At 57.0% G+C, this 17,659-nt stretch carries 14 protein-coding genes; 12 read left to right on the top strand and 2 right to left on the bottom strand.

The genetic code is table 11. The features are described 5' to 3' along the window. Positions 1–6: 6 nt before the first annotated feature. The 11 genes from mutL to rlmB all read left to right on the top strand — a co-directional run bounded on the left by mutL (position 7) and on the right by rlmB (position 12,438). Positions 7–1,851 (top strand): DNA mismatch repair endonuclease MutL, encoded by a 1,845-nt coding sequence (gene mutL, locus INF77_RS00810; RefSeq protein ID WP_136343862.1) that lies wholly within the window; start codon positions 7–9, stop codon positions 1,849–1,851. Beyond that, complete coding sequence (miaA, locus tag INF77_RS00815) at positions 1,844–2,794, top strand: tRNA (adenosine(37)-N6)-dimethylallyltransferase MiaA (protein ID WP_028015253.1); 951 nt, start codon at positions 1,844–1,846, stop codon at positions 2,792–2,794. Before mutL ends, miaA begins: the two co-directional genes overlap by 8 nt. An 85-nt stretch (positions 2,795–2,879) precedes the next feature. Continuing rightward, entirely contained in the window at positions 2,880–3,191 is a 312-nt protein-coding gene (hfq, locus tag INF77_RS00820) for an RNA chaperone Hfq (RefSeq protein WP_013095287.1), read from the top strand. Between the two features lie 73 nt (positions 3,192–3,264). After that, positions 3,265–4,545, top strand: coding sequence for a ribosome rescue GTPase HflX (hflX, locus tag INF77_RS00825; RefSeq protein WP_023331851.1), 1,281 nt, complete (start codon positions 3,265–3,267; stop codon positions 4,543–4,545). 56 nt (positions 4,546–4,601) lie between these two features. Further along, positions 4,602–5,861: an FtsH protease activity modulator HflK gene (gene hflK, locus INF77_RS00830; RefSeq protein WP_028015254.1), complete on the top strand. Its 1,260-nt coding sequence runs from the start codon at positions 4,602–4,604 to the stop codon at positions 5,859–5,861. Between the two features lie 2 nt (positions 5,862–5,863). Continuing rightward, positions 5,864–6,868: a protease modulator HflC gene (hflC, locus tag INF77_RS00835; RefSeq protein ID WP_028015255.1), complete on the top strand. Its 1,005-nt coding sequence runs from the start codon at positions 5,864–5,866 to the stop codon at positions 6,866–6,868. Between the two features lie 71 nt (positions 6,869–6,939). After that, entirely contained in the window at positions 6,940–7,137 is a 198-nt protein-coding gene (locus tag INF77_RS00840) for a DUF2065 domain-containing protein (RefSeq protein ID WP_003855996.1), read from the top strand. A gap of 104 nt (positions 7,138–7,241) precedes the next feature. After that, positions 7,242–8,540 carry an adenylosuccinate synthase gene (locus INF77_RS00845; RefSeq protein WP_006178975.1) on the top strand — a complete coding sequence of 433 codons (1,299 nt, stop codon included), beginning with the start codon at positions 7,242–7,244 and terminating at the stop codon, positions 8,538–8,540. 192 nt (positions 8,541–8,732) lie between these two features. Beyond that, positions 8,733–9,158: a nitric oxide-sensing transcriptional repressor NsrR gene (gene nsrR, locus INF77_RS00850; protein ID WP_028015256.1), complete on the top strand. Its 426-nt coding sequence runs from the start codon at positions 8,733–8,735 to the stop codon at positions 9,156–9,158. 38 nt (positions 9,159–9,196) lie between these two features. After that, complete coding sequence (gene rnr, locus INF77_RS00855) at positions 9,197–11,638, top strand: ribonuclease R (protein ID WP_100170965.1); 2,442 nt, start codon at positions 9,197–9,199, stop codon at positions 11,636–11,638. A 65-nt stretch (positions 11,639–11,703) separates the two neighbouring features. Continuing rightward, entirely contained in the window at positions 11,704–12,438 is a 735-nt protein-coding gene (gene rlmB, locus INF77_RS00860; protein ID WP_028015258.1) for a 23S rRNA (guanosine(2251)-2'-O)-methyltransferase RlmB, read from the top strand. A gap of 90 nt (positions 12,439–12,528) precedes the next feature. Here rlmB and INF77_RS00865 read toward each other — a convergent pair whose 3' ends face one another. Beyond that, a complete protein-coding gene (locus INF77_RS00865; RefSeq protein ID WP_028015259.1) occupies positions 12,529–13,803 on the bottom strand; it encodes an MFS transporter in 1,275 nt (424 codons plus the stop codon). Positions 13,804–13,997: 194 nt separating this feature from the next. Between INF77_RS00865 and INF77_RS00870 the strand changes: the two genes are divergently transcribed. After that, positions 13,998–15,620 (top strand): isovaleryl-CoA dehydrogenase, encoded by a 1,623-nt coding sequence (locus INF77_RS00870; protein ID WP_048998725.1) that lies wholly within the window; start codon positions 13,998–14,000, stop codon positions 15,618–15,620. Here the strand turns inward: INF77_RS00870 and INF77_RS00875 are convergent. Then, on the bottom strand, positions 15,617–17,548 hold the full coding sequence (locus INF77_RS00875; protein ID WP_193532126.1) for a methyl-accepting chemotaxis protein: 1,932 nt from the start codon (positions 17,546–17,548) through the stop codon (positions 15,617–15,619). The genes INF77_RS00870 and INF77_RS00875 overlap by 4 nt on opposite strands. Between the last annotated feature and the right edge of the window lie 111 nt (positions 17,549–17,659).

Consider the following 17,659-nt stretch of genomic DNA (forward strand, 5'->3'; position numbering starts at 1 on the left):
GATTTCATGCCGATTCAGGTTCTGCCGCCGCAGCTCGCGAACCAAATCGCCGCCGGTGAGGTGGTGGAACGCCCTGCGTCGGTGGTGAAGGAGCTGGTTGAAAATAGCCTCGATGCGGGCGCCACCCGCATTGATATTGATATCGAACGCGGCGGCGCAAAGCTTATCCGCATTCGCGACAACGGCTGCGGCATCAAAAAAGAGGAGCTGGCGCTGGCGCTGGCGCGTCATGCCACCAGTAAAATTGCCTCTCTGGATGACCTGGAAGCGATTATCAGCCTCGGTTTTCGCGGCGAAGCGCTGGCCAGTATCAGCTCGGTTTCTCGTTTAACGCTGACCTCCCGCACCGCTGAACAGCAGGAAGCCTGGCAGGCCTACGCTGAAGGGCGGGATATGGACGTCACGGTCAAACCCGCGGCGCACCCTGTCGGTACTACGCTGGAAGTTCTGGACCTGTTCTACAATACTCCCGCCCGCCGCAAGTTTATGCGTACCGAAAAAACCGAGTTCGGCCATATCGACGAGATCATCCGCCGAATTGCGCTCGCCCGTTTCGACGTCACCATCAACCTCAGCCATAACGGCAAGGTGATGCGCCAGTACCGCGCGGTGGCTGAAGGTGGTCAGAAAGAGCGACGGTTAGGCGCTATCTGCGGGACGCCGTTCCTGGAGCAGGCGTTGGCTATCGAGTGGCAGCACGGCGATCTGGCTTTACGCGGCTGGGTGGCCGATCCGAACGCCAGTAGCGCGGCGTATTCTGAAATTCAGTATTGCTACGTGAATGGCCGCATGATGCGCGACCGCCTCATTAACCACGCCATTCGCCAGGCCTGCGAAGACAAGCTCGGGGCCGATCAGCAACCGGCCTTTGTGCTTTATCTGGAGATCGACCCGCATCAGGTGGATGTCAACGTCCATCCTGCCAAGCATGAAGTGCGTTTCCATCAGTCGCGTCTGGTGCATGATTTTATCTACCAGGGCGTGCTGAGCGTGCTGCAACAGCAGCTTGAACCCACGCTGCCGCTGGAAAAAGAAGACTCCGCACCGCGCCCCATTCCGGAAAACCGTGTCGCGGCAGGCCGCAACCATTTTGCGGAGCCTGCCGTCGCGCGTGAACCAGACGCCCCGCGTTTCTCCTCTGCAGGAGCCGCGCCGCGTCCGACGGGCGTGAACTATCCGAACGCTCAGCCCGGCTATCAGAAGCAGCAGGGGACGCTGTACCGTAAACTGCTGGAAACGCCCGCAGTCGAGCGCAAAGAGCACGTTTCGGTGGCGACACCTTCCCTTGAAGGCCATAGCCAGAGTTTTGGCCGGGTGCTGACGATTATCGCACCGGATATGGCCCTGCTTGAGCGCGACGGCAAACTGCTGCTTCTGGCGCTTCCGGTTGCCGAACGCTGGCTCAAGCAGGCGCAACTGACGCCGGGGGAACATGCGGCCTGTGCGCAGCCGTTATTGATCCCGGTTCGCCTGAAAATATCCGCTGAAGAAACAAGGGTATTGCAGCGTGCAGAGGCCCAGCTGGCGCAAATGGGCATTGAAATTGTGCTCGAACCACAACATGTGACAATTCGCGCAGTGCCTTTACCCTTACGCCAACAAAATTTACAAAACTTGATTCCTGAACTGATAGGCTACCTGGCGCAGCAAACATCGTTGGAGGCTGCCAACACCGCGCAGTGGATCGCCCGCCATCTGGCCAGCGAACATTCACCGTGGAGTATGGCGCAGGCGATTACCGTGCTGGCGGAGGTGGAACGCCTCTGCCCACAGCTGGTGAAAGCGCCGCCGGGTGGGTTATTACAACCTGTTGATTTAAAAACGGCGATGACCGCCCTGAAACATGACTGACGTAAGCAAGGCGAGCCTGCCAAAGGCAATTTTTTTAATGGGCCCAACGGCCTCTGGCAAAACAGCGTTAGCCATTGAGTTACGTAAAGTTTTGCCTGTAGAGTTGATTAGCGTTGATTCCGCCCTCATCTATCGAGGGATGGACATCGGCACGGCGAAGCCCGGCGCAGACGAACTGCGTGCGGCACCGCACCGTTTGCTGGATATTCTCGACCCGGCAGAGGCTTACTCCGCAGCGGATTTCCGCCGGGATGCCTTAGCTGAGATGGCCGAGATAACGGCGGCGGGGCGTATACCGCTGTTGGTTGGCGGAACCATGCTCTACTTCAAGGCGCTGCTCGAAGGTTTGTCACCCTTACCTTCTGCAGATCCTGAAATCAGAGCAAAGATTGAGCAGCAGGCGGCAGAGCAGGGGTGGGACGCATTGCATAAGCAACTGGCAGAGATTGACCCGGTTGCGGCGGCGCGAATCCATCCAAACGATCCGCAAAGGCTTTCCCGGGCACTGGAAGTTTTTTTCATTTCGGGTAAAACTTTAACGGAACTGACGCAAACGTCAGGAGACGCTCTGCCGTATCAGGTGCATCAGTTCGCCATCGCCCCGGCGAGCCGTGAACTGCTCCATCAACGAATTGAGCAGCGTTTTCATCAGATGTTGGCTTCAGATTTTGAAGCAGAAGTGCGGGCGCTATTTGCCCGTGGAGATTTGCATACGGATATGCCTTCCGTTCGTTGTGTGGGATACCGCCAGATGTGGTCGTATCTTGAAGGTGAGATTTCATACGATGAAATGGTTTATCGAGGTGTTTGCGCCACGAGACAGTTAGCGAAGCGCCAGATCACCTGGTTGCGCGGTTGGGAGGGGGTTCACTGGTTAGACAGTGAAAAACCGCAACAGGCGTTAAACGATGTGATTGAGGTTGTTGGTGATATCGCCCACTGAATGTGTACAATTGAGACGTATCGTGCGCAATTTTTCAGAATCGCAAGGTTCTAAGTACAAAACAAGCATATAAGGAAAAGATAGAATGGCTAAGGGGCAATCTTTACAAGATCCGTTCCTGAACGCATTGCGTCGGGAACGTGTTCCAGTTTCTATTTATTTGGTGAATGGTATTAAGCTGCAAGGTCAGATTGAGTCTTTCGATCAGTTCGTGATCCTGTTGAAAAACACGGTCAGCCAGATGGTCTACAAGCACGCTATCTCTACTGTTGTTCCGTCCCGTCCGGTCTCTCATCACAGCAATAACGCTGGCGGCGGCACAGGCAGTAACTACCATCATGGCAGCAACGCGCAGGGTTCTTCTGCTCCTGCGCAGGACAGCGACGAGACCGAATAAGGTTTTAGCTGTTATCCACACGGGGAGCCAGGGATCCTGCGTTCCCCGCTGATCTTTTTAGAGAGGTTTACGCTTGTTTGACCGTTATGATGCCGGTGAGCAGGCGGTGCTGGTACACATCTATTTTTCGCAAGACAAAGATATGGAAGACCTCCAGGAGTTTGAATCTCTGGTCTCTTCCGCCGGTGTCGAAGCAATGCAGGTGATTACCGGTAGCCGTAAAGCGCCGCACCCAAAGTATTTTGTTGGTGAAGGTAAAGCAGTAGAAATTGCGGATGCCGTAAAAGCAACCGGCGCGTCAGTCGTGTTGTTTGATCATGCGCTGTCTCCAGCCCAGGAGCGCAACCTGGAAGCTCTCTGCGAATGCCGTGTTATCGATCGCACGGGATTGATTTTAGACATTTTTGCTCAGCGTGCCCGTACCCACGAGGGGAAACTGCAGGTTGAGCTGGCGCAGTTGCGCCATCTGGCGACGCGTCTGGTGCGTGGCTGGACCCACCTTGAAAGACAAAAAGGCGGGATTGGTTTGCGCGGTCCGGGTGAAACCCAGCTCGAAACCGACCGCCGTTTGCTGCGTGGCCGTATTACCCAGATCCTCTCACGTCTTGAACGTGTCGAGAAACAGCGTGAACAGGGGCGTCGGGCGCGAACCAAAGCCGACATCCCCACGGTGTCGCTGGTGGGCTATACCAACGCCGGTAAATCCACCCTGTTTAACCAGATAACTGAGGCCCAGGTGTATGCTGCAGACCAGCTGTTTGCGACCCTGGACCCGACGCTGCGCCGCATTGACGTTGCAGACGTGGGTGAAACAGTGCTGGCGGATACCGTAGGGTTTATCCGCCATCTGCCGCACGATCTGGTGGCGGCGTTTAAGGCGACGTTGCAGGAGACGCGTCAGGCGACTCTGCTGCTGCACGTGATTGATGCGGCTGACGTACGCGTGCAGGAGAACATCGACGCGGTGAACGTGGTGCTGGAAGAAATTGACGCCCACGAAATTCCCACCCTGTTGGTGATGAATAAGATCGATATGCTGGAGGATTTCGAACCGCGTATCGACCGTGATGAAGAGAACAAACCGATTCGGGTCTGGCTTTCTGCCCAGGCCGGAATCGGTGTGCCACTGCTTTTCCAGGCTTTGACAGAACGTCTTTCCGGTGAGGTAGCTCAGCACACGCTGCGACTGCCGCCACAGGAAGGCAGGCTGCGCAGCCGGTTTTATCAGCTTCAGGCGATAGAAAAAGAGTGGATGGAGGATGACGGCAGCGTGGGGATGCAGGTGCGTATGCCGATTGTTGACTGGCGTCGCCTCTGTAAACAAGAACCTGCGCTGGCGGACTATATCGTCTGATCAGAAAGGGGAAGCCTGAAAAATTCGCCCTTGCATAACAAATATGGAGCATATACATGGCGTGGAATCAGCCCGGTAATAACGGACAAGACCGCGACCCGTGGGGAAGCAGCAATAATCAAGGCGGCAACTCTGGGGGAAATGGCAACAAAGGTGGTCGCGAGCAGGGGCCGCCGGATCTGGATGATATCTTCCGCAAGCTGAGCAAAAAGCTTGGTGGCCTTGGCGGAGGAAAAGGTTCTGGCTCGGGTGGCAGTTCCAGCCAGGGACCGCGCCCGCAATTAGGTGGCCGCCTGGTGGGCATCGTTGCTGCCGGGCTGGTGATCGTCTGGGCAGCCAGCGGGTTCTACACCATTAAAGAAGCAGAACGCGGCGTGGTTACCCGTTTCGGTAAGTTCAGCCACCTGGTTGAGCCGGGCCTGAACTGGAAACCGACCTTCATTGACGACGTGACTGCGGTAAACGTGGAATCCGTCCGTGAACTGGCCGCTTCTGGCGTGATGCTGACCTCGGACGAAAACGTGGTGCGCGTTGAGATGAACGTGCAGTACCGCGTGACCGATCCTGAGCGTTATCTGTTTAGCGTGACCAGCGCCGATGACAGCCTGCGTCAGGCGACCGACAGCGCCCTGCGAGGTGTGATCGGCAAATACACCATGGACCGCATCCTGACCGAAGGTCGTACCGTTATTCGTAGCGATACCCAGCGCGAGCTGGAAGAGACGATTCGTCCGTACAACATGGGTATCACCCTGCTGGACGTCAACTTCCAGGCTGCACGTCCGCCGGAAGAGGTGAAGGCCGCGTTTGACGATGCGATTGCTGCCCGTGAAAACGAACAGCAGTACATCCGCGAAGCAGAAGCGTACACCAACGAAGTTCAGCCGCGTGCTAACGGTCAGGCGCAGCGTATTCTGGAAGAGGCGCGTGCGTATAAGACCCAGACCATCCTGGAAGCTCAGGGTGAAGTGGCTCGCTTTGCGCGCATCCTGCCGGAATACAAAGCCGCCCCGGAAATTACCCGTGAGCGTCTGTATATCGAGACTATGGAAAAAGTGCTGAGCCACACCCGCAAAGTGCTGGTTAACGACAGCAAAGGCGGAAACCTGATGGTTCTGCCGCTGGATCAGATGCTGAAAGGCGGTTCTGCACCGGCAGCGAAAGACACCAGCGGAGCGAACAACCTGCTGCGTCTGCCGCCAGCCTCATCAGGCAGCTCCAGCGCGAACACAACGCCTTCTTCGAACGATGGTGACATTATGGACCAACGCCGTGCTAACGCGCAGCGTAACGACTACCAGCGTCAGGGGGAATAAGGATGCGTAAGTCAGTTATTGCGATCATCGTCATCGTACTGGTCGTGCTGTATACCTCGATCTTTGTGGTGAAAGAGGGCGAGCGTGGGATCAAGTTCCAGTTCAGCAGCGTCGTGCGTGATGGCGACAAACGTCCGGTGATTTACGAGCCGGGCCTGCACTTCAAGGTGCCGTTTATTCAGTCTGTGAAAACGCTTGATGCGCGTATCCAGACCATGGATAACCAGGCCGACCGTTTCGTGACTAAAGAGAAGAAAGACCTGATCGTTGATTCTTACATCAAATGGCGTATCAGCGATTTCAGCCGTTACTTCCTGGCAACGGGCGGCGGTGACGTTTCTCAGGCAGAAGTGCTGCTGAAACGTAAGTTCTCTGACCGTCTGCGTTCTGAAATTGGTCGTCTTGATGTGAAAGACATCGTGACCGACTCCCGCGGTCGTCTGACCCTGGAAGTGCGCGATGCGCTGAACTCCGGTACAGCGGGCACCGAAGACGAAGTGGCAACGCCAGCAGCGGATGACGCGATTGCTAAAGCGGCCGAACGCGTTCAGGCTGAAACCAACGGTAAAGTGCCGGTGATCAACCCGAACAGTATGGCGGCGCTGGGTATCGAAGTGGTTGACGTGCGTATCAAGCAGATCAACCTGCCAGCGGAAGTGTCCGAGGCGATCTACAACCGTATGCGCGCCGAGCGTGAAGCGGTAGCCCGTCGTCACCGTTCACAGGGTCAGGAAGAGGCTGAAAAACTGCGTGCGGCAGCGGACTATGAAGTGACCAAGACGCTGGCGGAATCTGAACGTCAGGGCCGTATCCTGCGCGGTGAAGGCGATGCGGAAGCGGCGAAGCTGTTTGCCGATGCATTCAGCCAGGATCCAGACTTCTACGCCTTTATCCGTAGCCTGCGCGCTTACGAGAATAGCTTTAAGAGCAACCAGGACGTGATGGTGCTCAGCCCGGACAGCGATTTCTTCCGTTATATGAAGACGCCGACCAACGCAACGCGATAAACTCAGGCTCGTTTGAGTATTCAAACCACCGCTCCCAACGGAGCGGTGGTTTTCTTTTATAAGGATGAAAAATGAATTCAACGATCTGGCTCGCGCTGGCCCTGGTTCTGGTGCTGGAAGGTCTCGGCCCGATGCTCTATCCGCGCGCGTGGCGTCGTATGATCGCGACCATGAGTCAGCTACCGGATAATATTTTGCGTCGTTTCGGCGGTGGTCTTGTGGTTGCCGGTATCGTTATCTACTACATGTTGAGGAAAACGATTGGCTGATCAAAAACTAGCCGCAATTGGCATATTTTAGGGTCAAAAAGTGCTGTATATCTGAAAAAGCGATGGTAGAATCCATTTTTAAGCAAACGGTGATTTTGAAAAAAATGGGTAACAACGTCGTCGTACTGGGCACCCAATGGGGTGACGAAGGTAAAGGGAAGATTGTCGATCTTCTGACTGAACGGGCTAAATATGTTGTACGCTACCAGGGCGGTCACAACGCAGGCCATACTCTCGTAATCAACGGTGAAAAAACCGTCCTCCATCTTATTCCATCAGGCATTCTTCGCGAAAACGTCACCAGCATCATCGGTAACGGCGTTGTGCTGTCTCCTGCTGCGCTGATGAAAGAGATGAAAGGTCTGGAAGACCGTGGTATCCCTGTTCGTGAGCGTCTGCTGCTCTCCGAAGCCTGCCCGCTGATCCTGGACTATCACGTGGCGCTGGACGTGGCGCGTGAAAAAGCGCGTGGCGCGAAAGCGATCGGCACCACCGGTCGTGGTATCGGCCCGGCTTACGAAGATAAAGTTGCACGTCGCGGTCTGCGCGTCGGTGACCTCTTCGACAAAGCGACCTTCGCTGAAAAACTGAAAGAAGTGATGGAATATCACAACTTCCAGCTGGTGAACTTCTACAAAGCTGACGCTGTTGACTACCAGAAAGTGCTGGATGACGTCATGGCGATTGCAGACATTCTGACCGGTATGGTTGTTGATGTATCCGATCTGCTGGACCAGGCGCGCAAGCGTGGCGATTTCGTCATGTTCGAAGGTGCGCAGGGTACGCTGCTGGACATCGACCACGGTACCTATCCGTACGTTACTTCTTCTAACACCACCGCGGGTGGCGTGGCGACAGGCTCCGGCCTGGGTCCACGTTATGTGGATTACGTTCTGGGCATCATCAAAGCGTACTCTACTCGCGTAGGTGCGGGTCCATTCCCGACCGAACTGTTTGATGAAACCGGCGAGTTCCTGTGCAAGCAGGGTAACGAGTTTGGCGCGACCACCGGTCGTCGTCGTCGTACCGGCTGGCTGGATGCGGTTGCCGTGCGTCGCGCAGTACAGATCAACTCCCTGTCTGGCTTCTGCCTGACCAAGCTGGACGTACTGGACGGCCTGAAAGAAGTGAAAATCTGCGTAGGCTACCGTATGCCAGATGGCCGCGAAGTGACCACCACTCCGCTGGCTGCTGACGACTGGGAAGGTATTGAGCCAATCTACGAAACCATGCCGGGCTGGTCTGAGACCACCTTTGGTGTGAAAGAGCGTAGCGGCCTGCCGCAGGCGGCGCTGGATTACATCAAGCGCATTGAAGAACTGACCGAAGTGCCGATCGATATTATTTCTACCGGCCCGGATCGTACTGAAACGATGATCCTGCGCGACCCGTTCGACGCATAATCTTCGTGACTGCTGGCCTGCGGGGAGACCCGTAGGCCGGATAAGCGTAGCGCCAACCGGCGACCGCTCCTGGATCTCCGCTTTTTCGCCCCGTCTGTCAAATAAATTAGCCGCTAACTATCTGGCTGGTTTATCATCATTAATGAATATCTCTGCGGTTTAACCGCGTTTTCCCTTTTTCCTGAGGTTGATGTGCAGTTAACAAGTTTCACCGATTACGGCTTACGCGCGCTGATTTACATGGCGTCGTTACCCGAAGGGAAGATGACCAGTATCTCTGAAGTCACAGAGGTATACGGTGTATCCCGTAATCATATGGTCAAAATAATCAATCAACTTAGCCGTGCCGGATACGTTGCTGCCGTCCGCGGGAAGAATGGAGGGATCCGTCTTGGTAAACCGGCACAGAGTATTCGTATCGGGGATGTGGTACGCGAGCTGGAGCCCTTGTCTCTGGTGAACTGCAGCAGCGCGTTCTGCCACATTACGCCCGCTTGCCGCCTGAAACAGGCGCTTTCTAAGGCCGTGCAAAGTTTTCTCAAGGAACTGGATAACTACACGCTGGCCGATTTGGTTGAAGAGAATCAACCGCTTTATAAATTATTGCTGGTGGAATGAAGAAAATTTCCACCGGAGCTGACAACGGAGGAACCGACATGTCACAAGATCCTTTCCAGGAACGCGAAGCCGAAAAATACGCGAATCCTATCCCCAGCCGCGAGTTCATCATTGAACACTTAACAAAACGCGAAAAACCCGCCAATCGTGAAGAACTTGCCGTTGAATTAAATATTGAAGGTGAAGAGCAAATTGAAGCCCTTCGCCGCCGCCTGCGCGCGATGGAGCGTGACGGGCAACTGGTCTTTACCCGCCGCCAGTGCTACGCGCTGCCGGAACGCCTCGATCTGCTGAAAGGGACCGTCATTGGTCACCGCGATGGCTTTGGCTTCCTGCGCGTGGAAGGCCGTAAGGACGACCTTTACCTCTCATCCGAACAGATGAAAATGTGCATCCACGGCGACCAGATCCTGGCGCAGCCGCTGGGTGCAGACCGTAAAGGCCGCCGCGAAGCACGCGTGGTTCGCGTGCTGGTGCCAAAAACCAGCCAGATTGTGGGCCGCTATTTTACCGATGCGGGCGTAGGCTTCGTGGTGCCGGACGACAGCCGTCTGAGCTTCGATATTCTGATCCCACCTGAAGAGGTGATGGGCGCGCGTATGGGCTTTGTGGTGGTGGTTGAACTCACCCAGCGTCCGACCCGTCGCACCAAAGCGGTGGGTAAAATCGTCGAAGTGCTGGGCGATAACATGGGCACCGGCATGGCCGTCGATATGGCGCTGCGTACCCATGAAATTCCGTACGTCTGGCCGAAAGCGGTCGAAGAGCAGATCGAAAACCTGCGCGAAGAAGTACCGGAAGAGTCCAAAGCGGGCCGTGTGGATCTCCGCAGTCTGCCGCTGGTCACCATTGATGGTGAAGACGCCCGCGACTTCGATGATGCCGTGTACTGCGAGAAAAAACGCGGCGGCGGCTGGCGTCTGTGGGTGGCTATCGCTGACGTAAGCTATTACGTTCGTCCGCACACGCCGCTGGATAACGAAGCGCGCAGCCGTGGTACGTCGGTCTACTTCCCGTCGCAGGTGGTACCGATGCTGCCGGAAGTGCTCTCCAACGGCCTGTGCTCCCTGAACCCGCAGGTTGACCGTCTCTGTATGGTATGTGAGATGACCATCTCCACCAAAGGGCGCTTAACGGGCTACAAATTCTACGAAGCGGTAATGAGCTCGCACGCGCGTCTGACCTATACCAAGGTCTGGCATATGCTGCAGGGCGACCAGGACCTTCGCGAGCAGTACGCGCCGCTGGTTAAACACATTGAAGAGCTGCATAACCTCTACAAAACGCTGGAGCAGGCGCGCGAAGAGCGCGGCGGGATCTCCTTTGAGAGCGAAGAAGCGAAGTTTATCTTCAACGCCGAGCGCCGCATTGAGCGTATCGAACAGACCCAGCGTAACGATGCGCACAAGCTGATCGAAGAGTGTATGATTCTGGCGAATATCTCGGCGGCACGCTTCGTTGAGAAAGCCAAAGAGCCTGCGCTGTTCCGTATTCACGATAAGCCGACCACGGAAGCCATTACGTCGTTCCGCTCCGTGCTGGCTGAGCTCGGCCTGGAGCTGCCGGGCGGTAACAAGCCTGAGCCGCGCGATTACGCCGAACTGCTGGAATCCATTAGCGACCGTCCTGACGCGGAAATGCTGCAGACGATGCTGCTGCGCTCCATGAAGCAGGCGATTTACGATCCGGAAAACCGGGGGCACTTCGGCCTGGCGCTGCAGTCTTACGCGCACTTTACCTCGCCGATCCGTCGTTATCCTGACCTCTCTCTGCACCGCGCGATCAAGTATCTGCTGGCGCAGGAGCAGGGCCACAAAGGCAACGCGACCGAAACCGGCGGCTATCACTACTCCATGGACGAAGTGCTGCAACTGGGTCAGCACTGTTCCATGACCGAGCGCCGTGCGGATGAAGCGACGCGCGACGTGGCGGACTGGCTGAAGTGTGACTTTATGCTGGATCAGGTGGGCAACGTCTTTAAGGGCGTGATTGCCAGCGTGACCGGCTTTGGTTTCTTCGTTCGTCTGGATGAGCTGTTTATCGACGGTCTGGTGCACGTCTCCAGCCTGGATAACGACTACTACCGCTTCGACCAGGTCGGGCAGCGTCTGATTGGCGAATCAGGCGGCCAGACCTACCGTCTGGGCGATCGCGTGGAAGTGAAGGTCGAAGCCGTGAATATGGATGACCGTAAAATCGACTTCAGCCTGATCTCCAGCGAGCGCGCGCCGCGTAACGTCGGTAAAACCGAGCGTGAAAGGGCGAAAAAAGGCGGAAACGGCAAAGCGAGCGGTAAACGTCGCCAGGCGGGCAAAAAGGTGAACTTCGAGCCGGACAGCGCGTTCCGCGGCGAGAAGAAACAGAAGCCAAAGGCGGCGAAGAAAGAGGCTCGCTCAGCGAAAAAGCCTTCCGCGAAGACGCAGAAAATCGCTGCCGCGACAAAAGCGAAGCGCGCAGCCAAGAAAAAGCAGGCGGAATAATTCTCCCCTTACCCTGACCCTCTCCCCAACCGGGAGAGGGGAAATATTTATTACGAGAACCATCAATGAGTGAAATGATTTACGGCATCCACGCGGTGCAGGCCCTTCTCGAGCGCGCACCGGAGCGTTTTCAGGAAGTGTTTATTCTGAAAGGTCGTGAAGACAAACGTCTGATGCCGCTGATCCACGCGCTGGAAGCGCAGGGCGTGGTGATCCAGCTGGCGAACCGCCAGTTCCTGGATGAGAAAAGCGAAGGCGCGGTGCACCAGGGGATCATTGCCCGCGTGAAGCCGGGCCGTCAGTATCAGGAAAACGATCTGCCGGATCTGATTGCTGAGCTGGAGAATCCGTTCTTCCTGATCCTCGATGGCGTAACCGATCCGCACAACCTCGGCGCGTGTCTGCGTAGCGCGGATGCGGCGGGCGTGCATGCGGTGATCGTGCCGAAAGATCGCTCTGCCCAACTGAACGCGACGGCCAAGAAAGTGGCCTGCGGCGCGGCGGAAAACGTTCCGCTAATCCGCGTGACTAACCTGGCGCGCACCATGCGTCTGCTGCAGGAAGAGAATATCTGGATCGTCGGTACCGCGGGCGAAGCGGATCATACTCTGTATCAGAGCAAAATGACCGGCCGTCTGGCGCTGGTGATGGGGGCGGAAGGTGAAGGCATGCGTCGTCTGACGCGCGAGCACTGTGACGAGCTGATCAGCATCCCGATGGCGGGCAGCGTGTCGTCTCTGAACGTTTCCGTTGCAACGGGTATCTGCCTGTTTGAAGCGGTGCGCCAGCGCGGAGAATAAACAGCAAGGCCGTCCAAAGGACGGCCTTTAGTGTTTTCTCCCTCTCCCCGTGGGAGAGGGCCGGGGTGAGGGCACCAGACGGTGACAATCTCACTCCTCTAACGACCGTAAATGGTCATCCTTCCTGAGCGTCATCAGCGCGAAAATACTCACCACCGCCGTTGCCATCACGTAATAGGCCGGAATGTCCAGGTTGCCCGTCTGCTTAATCAGCCCGGTAATGATTAACCCCGCACAGCCCGAAAAAATCGCGTTCGATAACGAATAGGCCAGCCCCAGTCCCGTATAGCGCACGCGCGTCGGGAACATCTCAGACAGCATCGCCGGCCCCGGCCCTGCCAGCATGCCCACCAGACCGCCCGCAATCAGCACCACAATCGCTTTGACCGCCATCGTACTGGATTCCGCCTGCAAAATTTTCAGCAGCGGCAGGGCGAGGATCAGCAGGAGCACGGTGGCGATAATCATCACCGTTCGCCGCCCGATCCTGTCGCTCAGCATTCCCGACGGAATGATGGTGAGCGCAAACCCAATGTTAGAAATCACCGCTATCAGCAGCGCCTGATTAAACCCGGTGTGCAGCGCAGACTGCAGATAGGTCGGCATGATCACGAGGTAGGTATACCCCGCCGCGGACCAGACCATCACGCGGCCAATGCCCATCAGGATGGTTTTGAGCGTGGCGGAAGTACTGGCCTGAGCAATGACCGCTTTTTCCTTCTGCTGCACAAAGCTCGGCGTCTCTTCCATGCTCACCCGCAGCCACAGCGCGACCGCGCCCATCGGCAGGGCAAGGAAGAATGGAATGCGCCAGCCCCAGTCGTGCAGGGCTTCAGGCGTGAGGAGGGCAGAGAGCAGCGCGACAATACCTGCGCCTGCTAGCAGCCCAAGCGCCACGGTAAAGGACTGCCACGCGCCGTACAGACCGCGCTTGCCGCGCGGGGCGAATTCCGTCATCAGTGAGACCGCACCGCCGTACTCGCCGCCCGCGAACAGGCCCTGTAGGATGCGCAGCAGCGTAACGATCAGCGGCGCAGCAATGCCGATGCTGGCGTAGACGGGCACGATGCCGATGGCCGTGGTGGCGAGCGTCATTAGCACCAGCACAATAATCAGCGTCGGTTTTCGGCCTATCCTGTCACCAATGCGGCCAAATACCACCGCACCCAGCGGACGGAAGAAGAAGGCAATGGCAAACGAGGCCCAGGTGAGGATCAGACTGGTCAGTCCCGCCTCTCCCTCAAGCTGGAAGAAGTTCTTCGCAATCACGGTCGCCAGAAAACCGTAGACCGCAAACTCATACCACTCGATAAAGTTACCAATGGAGCCTGCAATTAATGCTCGCTTGTGCGCATCCTGTTGCATAACGATCCTCACAAAGACGGGTTAAGAATAAATTATTCAACATAAGCGGAGTAATGAAATAGTTTATTCTTATGTTCTGTGAGCTATTTCACGAATGATATCAGCGGGATCGCCATCGTGTGACCTCACTCCCATGCAGCGTTCATACGGTCTGTCCATACTTACCTTCATTGCCACTGAAGGAGGGAGACAGCATGCACTGGCAGACCCATACCGTTTTTAATCAACCAGCCCCACTCTCTAACAGCAACCTTTTCCTCTCTGACTGCGCCCTGCGCGACGCGGTTGCGCGCGAGGGTGCCGAGTGGGATATGGATCTTCTTGCCAGCATCGGACAGCAGTTAGGCACGGCGGAGTCGCTTGAGCTGGGCAGGCTGGCGAACGTGAATCCGCCGGAGCTATTACGCTACGACCCCACGGGAGAGCGGCTGGATGATGTCCGCTTTCATCCGGCATGGCACCTGCTGATGCAGGGGCTCTGCGCTAACCGGGTACATAATCTGGCATGGGAGGAAGAGGCACGAAAAGGGTCTTTCGTCGCCAGGGCCGCGCGCTTCGTGCTCCATGCTCAGGTAGAAGCGGGGACGTTATGCCCGGTGACCATGACCTTCGCCGCCACGCCGCTGTTGCAGCAGTCGCTGCCCAAACCGTTTCATGAATGGTTAACGCCGCTGATGAGCGACCGTTACGATCCCCATCTCGCGCCGGGTGGGCAAAAGCGCGGCCTGCTGATCGGCATGGGAATGACGGAAAAGCAGGGCGGCTCGGACGTGCTCAGCAACACCACCAGAGCGGAAAAATGCAGCGACGGCAGCTACCGTCTGGTGGGCCACAAGTGGTTTTTCTCCGTGCCGCAGAGCGATGCGCATCTGGTGCTGGCGCAGGCGAAAGGCGGTTTGTCCTGCTTCTTTGTCCCGCGTTTCTTACCCGACGGACAGCGCAACGCCGTCCGGCTGGAACGTCTGAAAGACAAGCTCGGCAACCGCTCGAACGCCAGCAGCGAGGCGGAGTTCCTCGATGCCTCCGGCTGGCTGCTGGGTGAAGAGGGAGAAGGCGTGCGGCAAATCCTGAAGATGGGCGGGCTGACGCGCTTCGACTGCGCGCTGGGCAGCCACGGGCTAATGCGCCGGGCGCTTTCCGTGGCGCTGTACCACGCCCATCAGCGTCAGACCTTCGGCAAAAATCTTATCGATCAGCCGCTAATGCGTGAAGTGCTAAGCCGTATGGCGCTGGTGCTGGAGGGGCATACGGCGCTGTTGTTCCGTCTGGCCCGGGCGTGGGATAACCGCACCGACCCGCAGGAGGCCGCCTGGGCGCGGCTTTTTACCCCGGCCGCAAAATTCAGCGTGTGCAAAGCGGGCATTCCGTTCGTGGCGGAGGCGATGGAGGCACTCGGCGGGGTCGGGTACTGCGAGGAGAATGAACTTCCACGCCTGTATCGCGAGATGCCGGTGAACAGCATCTGGGAAGGATCGGGCAATATCATGTGCTTGGACGTGCTGCGCGTGCTGGCGAAGCAGCCAGGTATCCACGACCTGCTTGCCGACGAGTTTGCCCAGGTCAAAGGGCAGGACAGACACTTTGACCGCAGCTGGCGGCAGCTTCAGCAAAAGCTGCGTAAACCGCAGGAGGCGCAGGGGAGGGAGATCGCTCAGCAGCTCTTTTTGCTGGGGGCCGGCAGCCAGATGCTGCGGCACGCATCGCCGCCCGTGGCGCAGGCGTGGTGCCGCATGATGCTGGATACCCGTGGCGGTACGCTCATGAATGAGCAGGTGCAAAGCGATCTGCTGCTGCGCGCCACGGGCAGGGTTGGCTAGCGTTTAAGCTGGAACAGGCTGACCAGTTGGGTAAGGTGTGACCCTTTCTCGCGCAGCGTGCGTGCGGTTTGCTCGCTGCGTGAGATGCGATCGGCATTGATATGCGACGCTTCGCCAATGTGGGTCATGGCAAGATTGACCTGGCCGATTCCCGCGGACTGCTCGCGTGACGCGTGGTTAATCTCCGTGACCAGCTGGCTGATGTTGTCGATATGAACGATGATGGAATCCATCGCCAGACGCGTCTGTTCAGACAGCGCGTGGCCTTCGCCCACTTTTCGCAGGGTATCGCCAATCAGATGTTCAATCTCCTTCACCGCGTTGGCGCTTCGACCTGCCAGGGCGCGAACTTCCTGCGCGACCACGGCAAAACCTTTTCCATGCTCGCCTGCGCGTGCCGCTTCTACCGCCGCATTCAGCGCCAGAATATTAGTCTGGAACGCGATGGACTCGATCACGCGGGTGATGTCTTCGATACGTTTTGACGCTTCGCGAATGTCGTCCATGGTGGCAACCGCATGGGTCACCGTTTCACCACCCTGATGAACCGCGCGCGAGGTTTCACCTACCAGCTGCTGCGTTTGCTCCATGTTGGCGGCATTTTGCTGCACGGTCGCGGCCAGTTGCTCCATGCTGGCAGAGGTCTCTTCAACGCTGCTGGCCTGCTTGTTGATCTGCTCGGAGATGTCTCCGGTATCGGAGGCCAGCGCATTGGTGCCCAGATGGATCTCGCCCGCGGCCTCGCGGACCTGCAGGACAATTTTTTGTAGCCCATCACCGATACCGTTAATGGCTTCAACCAGCTGGCCAACCTCATCCTGTCGGGTCACGGGCAGGCTGGAGCGTAGATCGCCCGCGGCATACTGGCGGGCAAGGTCAATCACGTTACGCAGCGGACGGGTCAGCATCCGGCGAATAAGCACCACAAACAGGCCCGCGAAGAGGACAGACAACGCTACGCCGGCCAGCAGGAAACGGTCGCGCATAGCGTTAACGCTTGAGAGCAGGACTGATTTATCCACTTCACCGACGATGGTCCAGTTCCAGCCGGGCAGCGGCGTATAGGCCATTTTCAGCGTGCGACCGTCGTCGCTTACGCGTTCCAGCGAGCCTGAGGAATCGCTCAACAGCTGCTGTTGGGTGGCGCTATCCCACTTCGGCTGTTTTCCCTCTTCGCTGGCGTGGAACAGATACTGACCGCGCGTTTTGCCGTTGCTGCGGTCCAGCACGAAGAAGTGCCCGCTCTCGCCCAGGCGGCGGTTGAGGATTTTCTCGCGCATGACATTCCAGGAGTGAGTGATATCCACCCCAACGAAGATGATCCCGATAACCTGACCTTCACTGTTCTTCACGGGCTGGTACTGGGTTATGTAGCGCTTGCCAAACAGGAGCGCCAGGCCGCGGTACACCTCGCCTTTCGTGACGGAGGCAAACGCCGGGCTGCTCGTGTCCAGAACCGTCCCCATAGCGCGATCGCCATTCTCTTTGCGCAGGGAGGTGGCAACGCGAATGAAGTCGTTACCACTGCGAACAAACAGCGTTGAGATCGCTCCCGTACGGCTCAGAAAATCATCAGAAAACGTTGTATTTTCATGGAGTTCAGCGTCGCCCCCTTTCAGCAGGGGAACGGCGAGCCCGTTTATGGTCCGGGTCTGCTGAGTATCGACGCTAAACGGCTGAGGCAGAAATGTCGTAAACAGTCTGGTGTAGCTTTCGACTTCTTCGCTCAGGCTGGTATTAAACATCTGCACCATGTCGACCATACCGGTGGACTGATTATGCAGATCTTCTACCGCGAGGGCTTCAAGCTGCTGGCTGGCTTTTTGGCTGAGCAGGAAAGTGAAAAGCAGAAACAGCGTGGCGACACTGACGCCCGTCAGCAGCGACAGCTTTGTTCCAAGGCCCGCACGGCGGAAAACATTGATCATAAATTGCTCATCATTGAAAAGGTATGGTTCTTCAACGGCAGAGCGGAGATTACGTTTACTGAATTAATGTAACAAAATGTTATATTATTGTTTTGGAGTGGTTTTAAATTA

The sequence above is a fragment of the Enterobacter cloacae complex sp. P1B genome (genome assembly GCF_014982345.1).
GTDB classification, from domain to species: domain Bacteria; phylum Pseudomonadota; class Gammaproteobacteria; order Enterobacterales; family Enterobacteriaceae; genus Enterobacter; species Enterobacter bugandensis.

Coding starts and splice junctions, on each gene's coding strand:
- mutL (WP_136343862.1), top strand. CDS start 7: ATGCCGATTCAGGTTCTGCCGCCGCAGCTCGCGAACCAAATCGCCGCC.
- miaA (WP_028015253.1), top strand. CDS start 1,844: ATGACTGACGTAAGCAAGGCGAGCCTGCCAAAGGCAATTTTTTTAATG.
- hfq (WP_013095287.1), top strand. CDS start 2,880: ATGGCTAAGGGGCAATCTTTACAAGATCCGTTCCTGAACGCATTGCGT.
- hflK (WP_028015254.1), top strand. CDS start 4,602: ATGGCGTGGAATCAGCCCGGTAATAACGGACAAGACCGCGACCCGTGG.
- hflC (WP_028015255.1), top strand. CDS start 5,864: ATGCGTAAGTCAGTTATTGCGATCATCGTCATCGTACTGGTCGTGCTG.
- INF77_RS00840 (WP_003855996.1), top strand. CDS start 6,940: ATGAATTCAACGATCTGGCTCGCGCTGGCCCTGGTTCTGGTGCTGGAA.
- INF77_RS00845 (WP_006178975.1), top strand. CDS start 7,242: ATGGGTAACAACGTCGTCGTACTGGGCACCCAATGGGGTGACGAAGGT.
- rnr (WP_100170965.1), top strand. CDS start 9,197: ATGTCACAAGATCCTTTCCAGGAACGCGAAGCCGAAAAATACGCGAAT.
- rlmB (WP_028015258.1), top strand. CDS start 11,704: ATGAGTGAAATGATTTACGGCATCCACGCGGTGCAGGCCCTTCTCGAG.
- INF77_RS00865 (WP_028015259.1), bottom strand. CDS start 13,803: ATGCAACAGGATGCGCACAAGCGAGCATTAATTGCAGGCTCCATTGGT.
- INF77_RS00870 (WP_048998725.1), top strand. CDS start 13,998: ATGCACTGGCAGACCCATACCGTTTTTAATCAACCAGCCCCACTCTCT.
- INF77_RS00875 (WP_193532126.1), bottom strand. CDS start 17,548: ATGATCAATGTTTTCCGCCGTGCGGGCCTTGGAACAAAGCTGTCGCTG.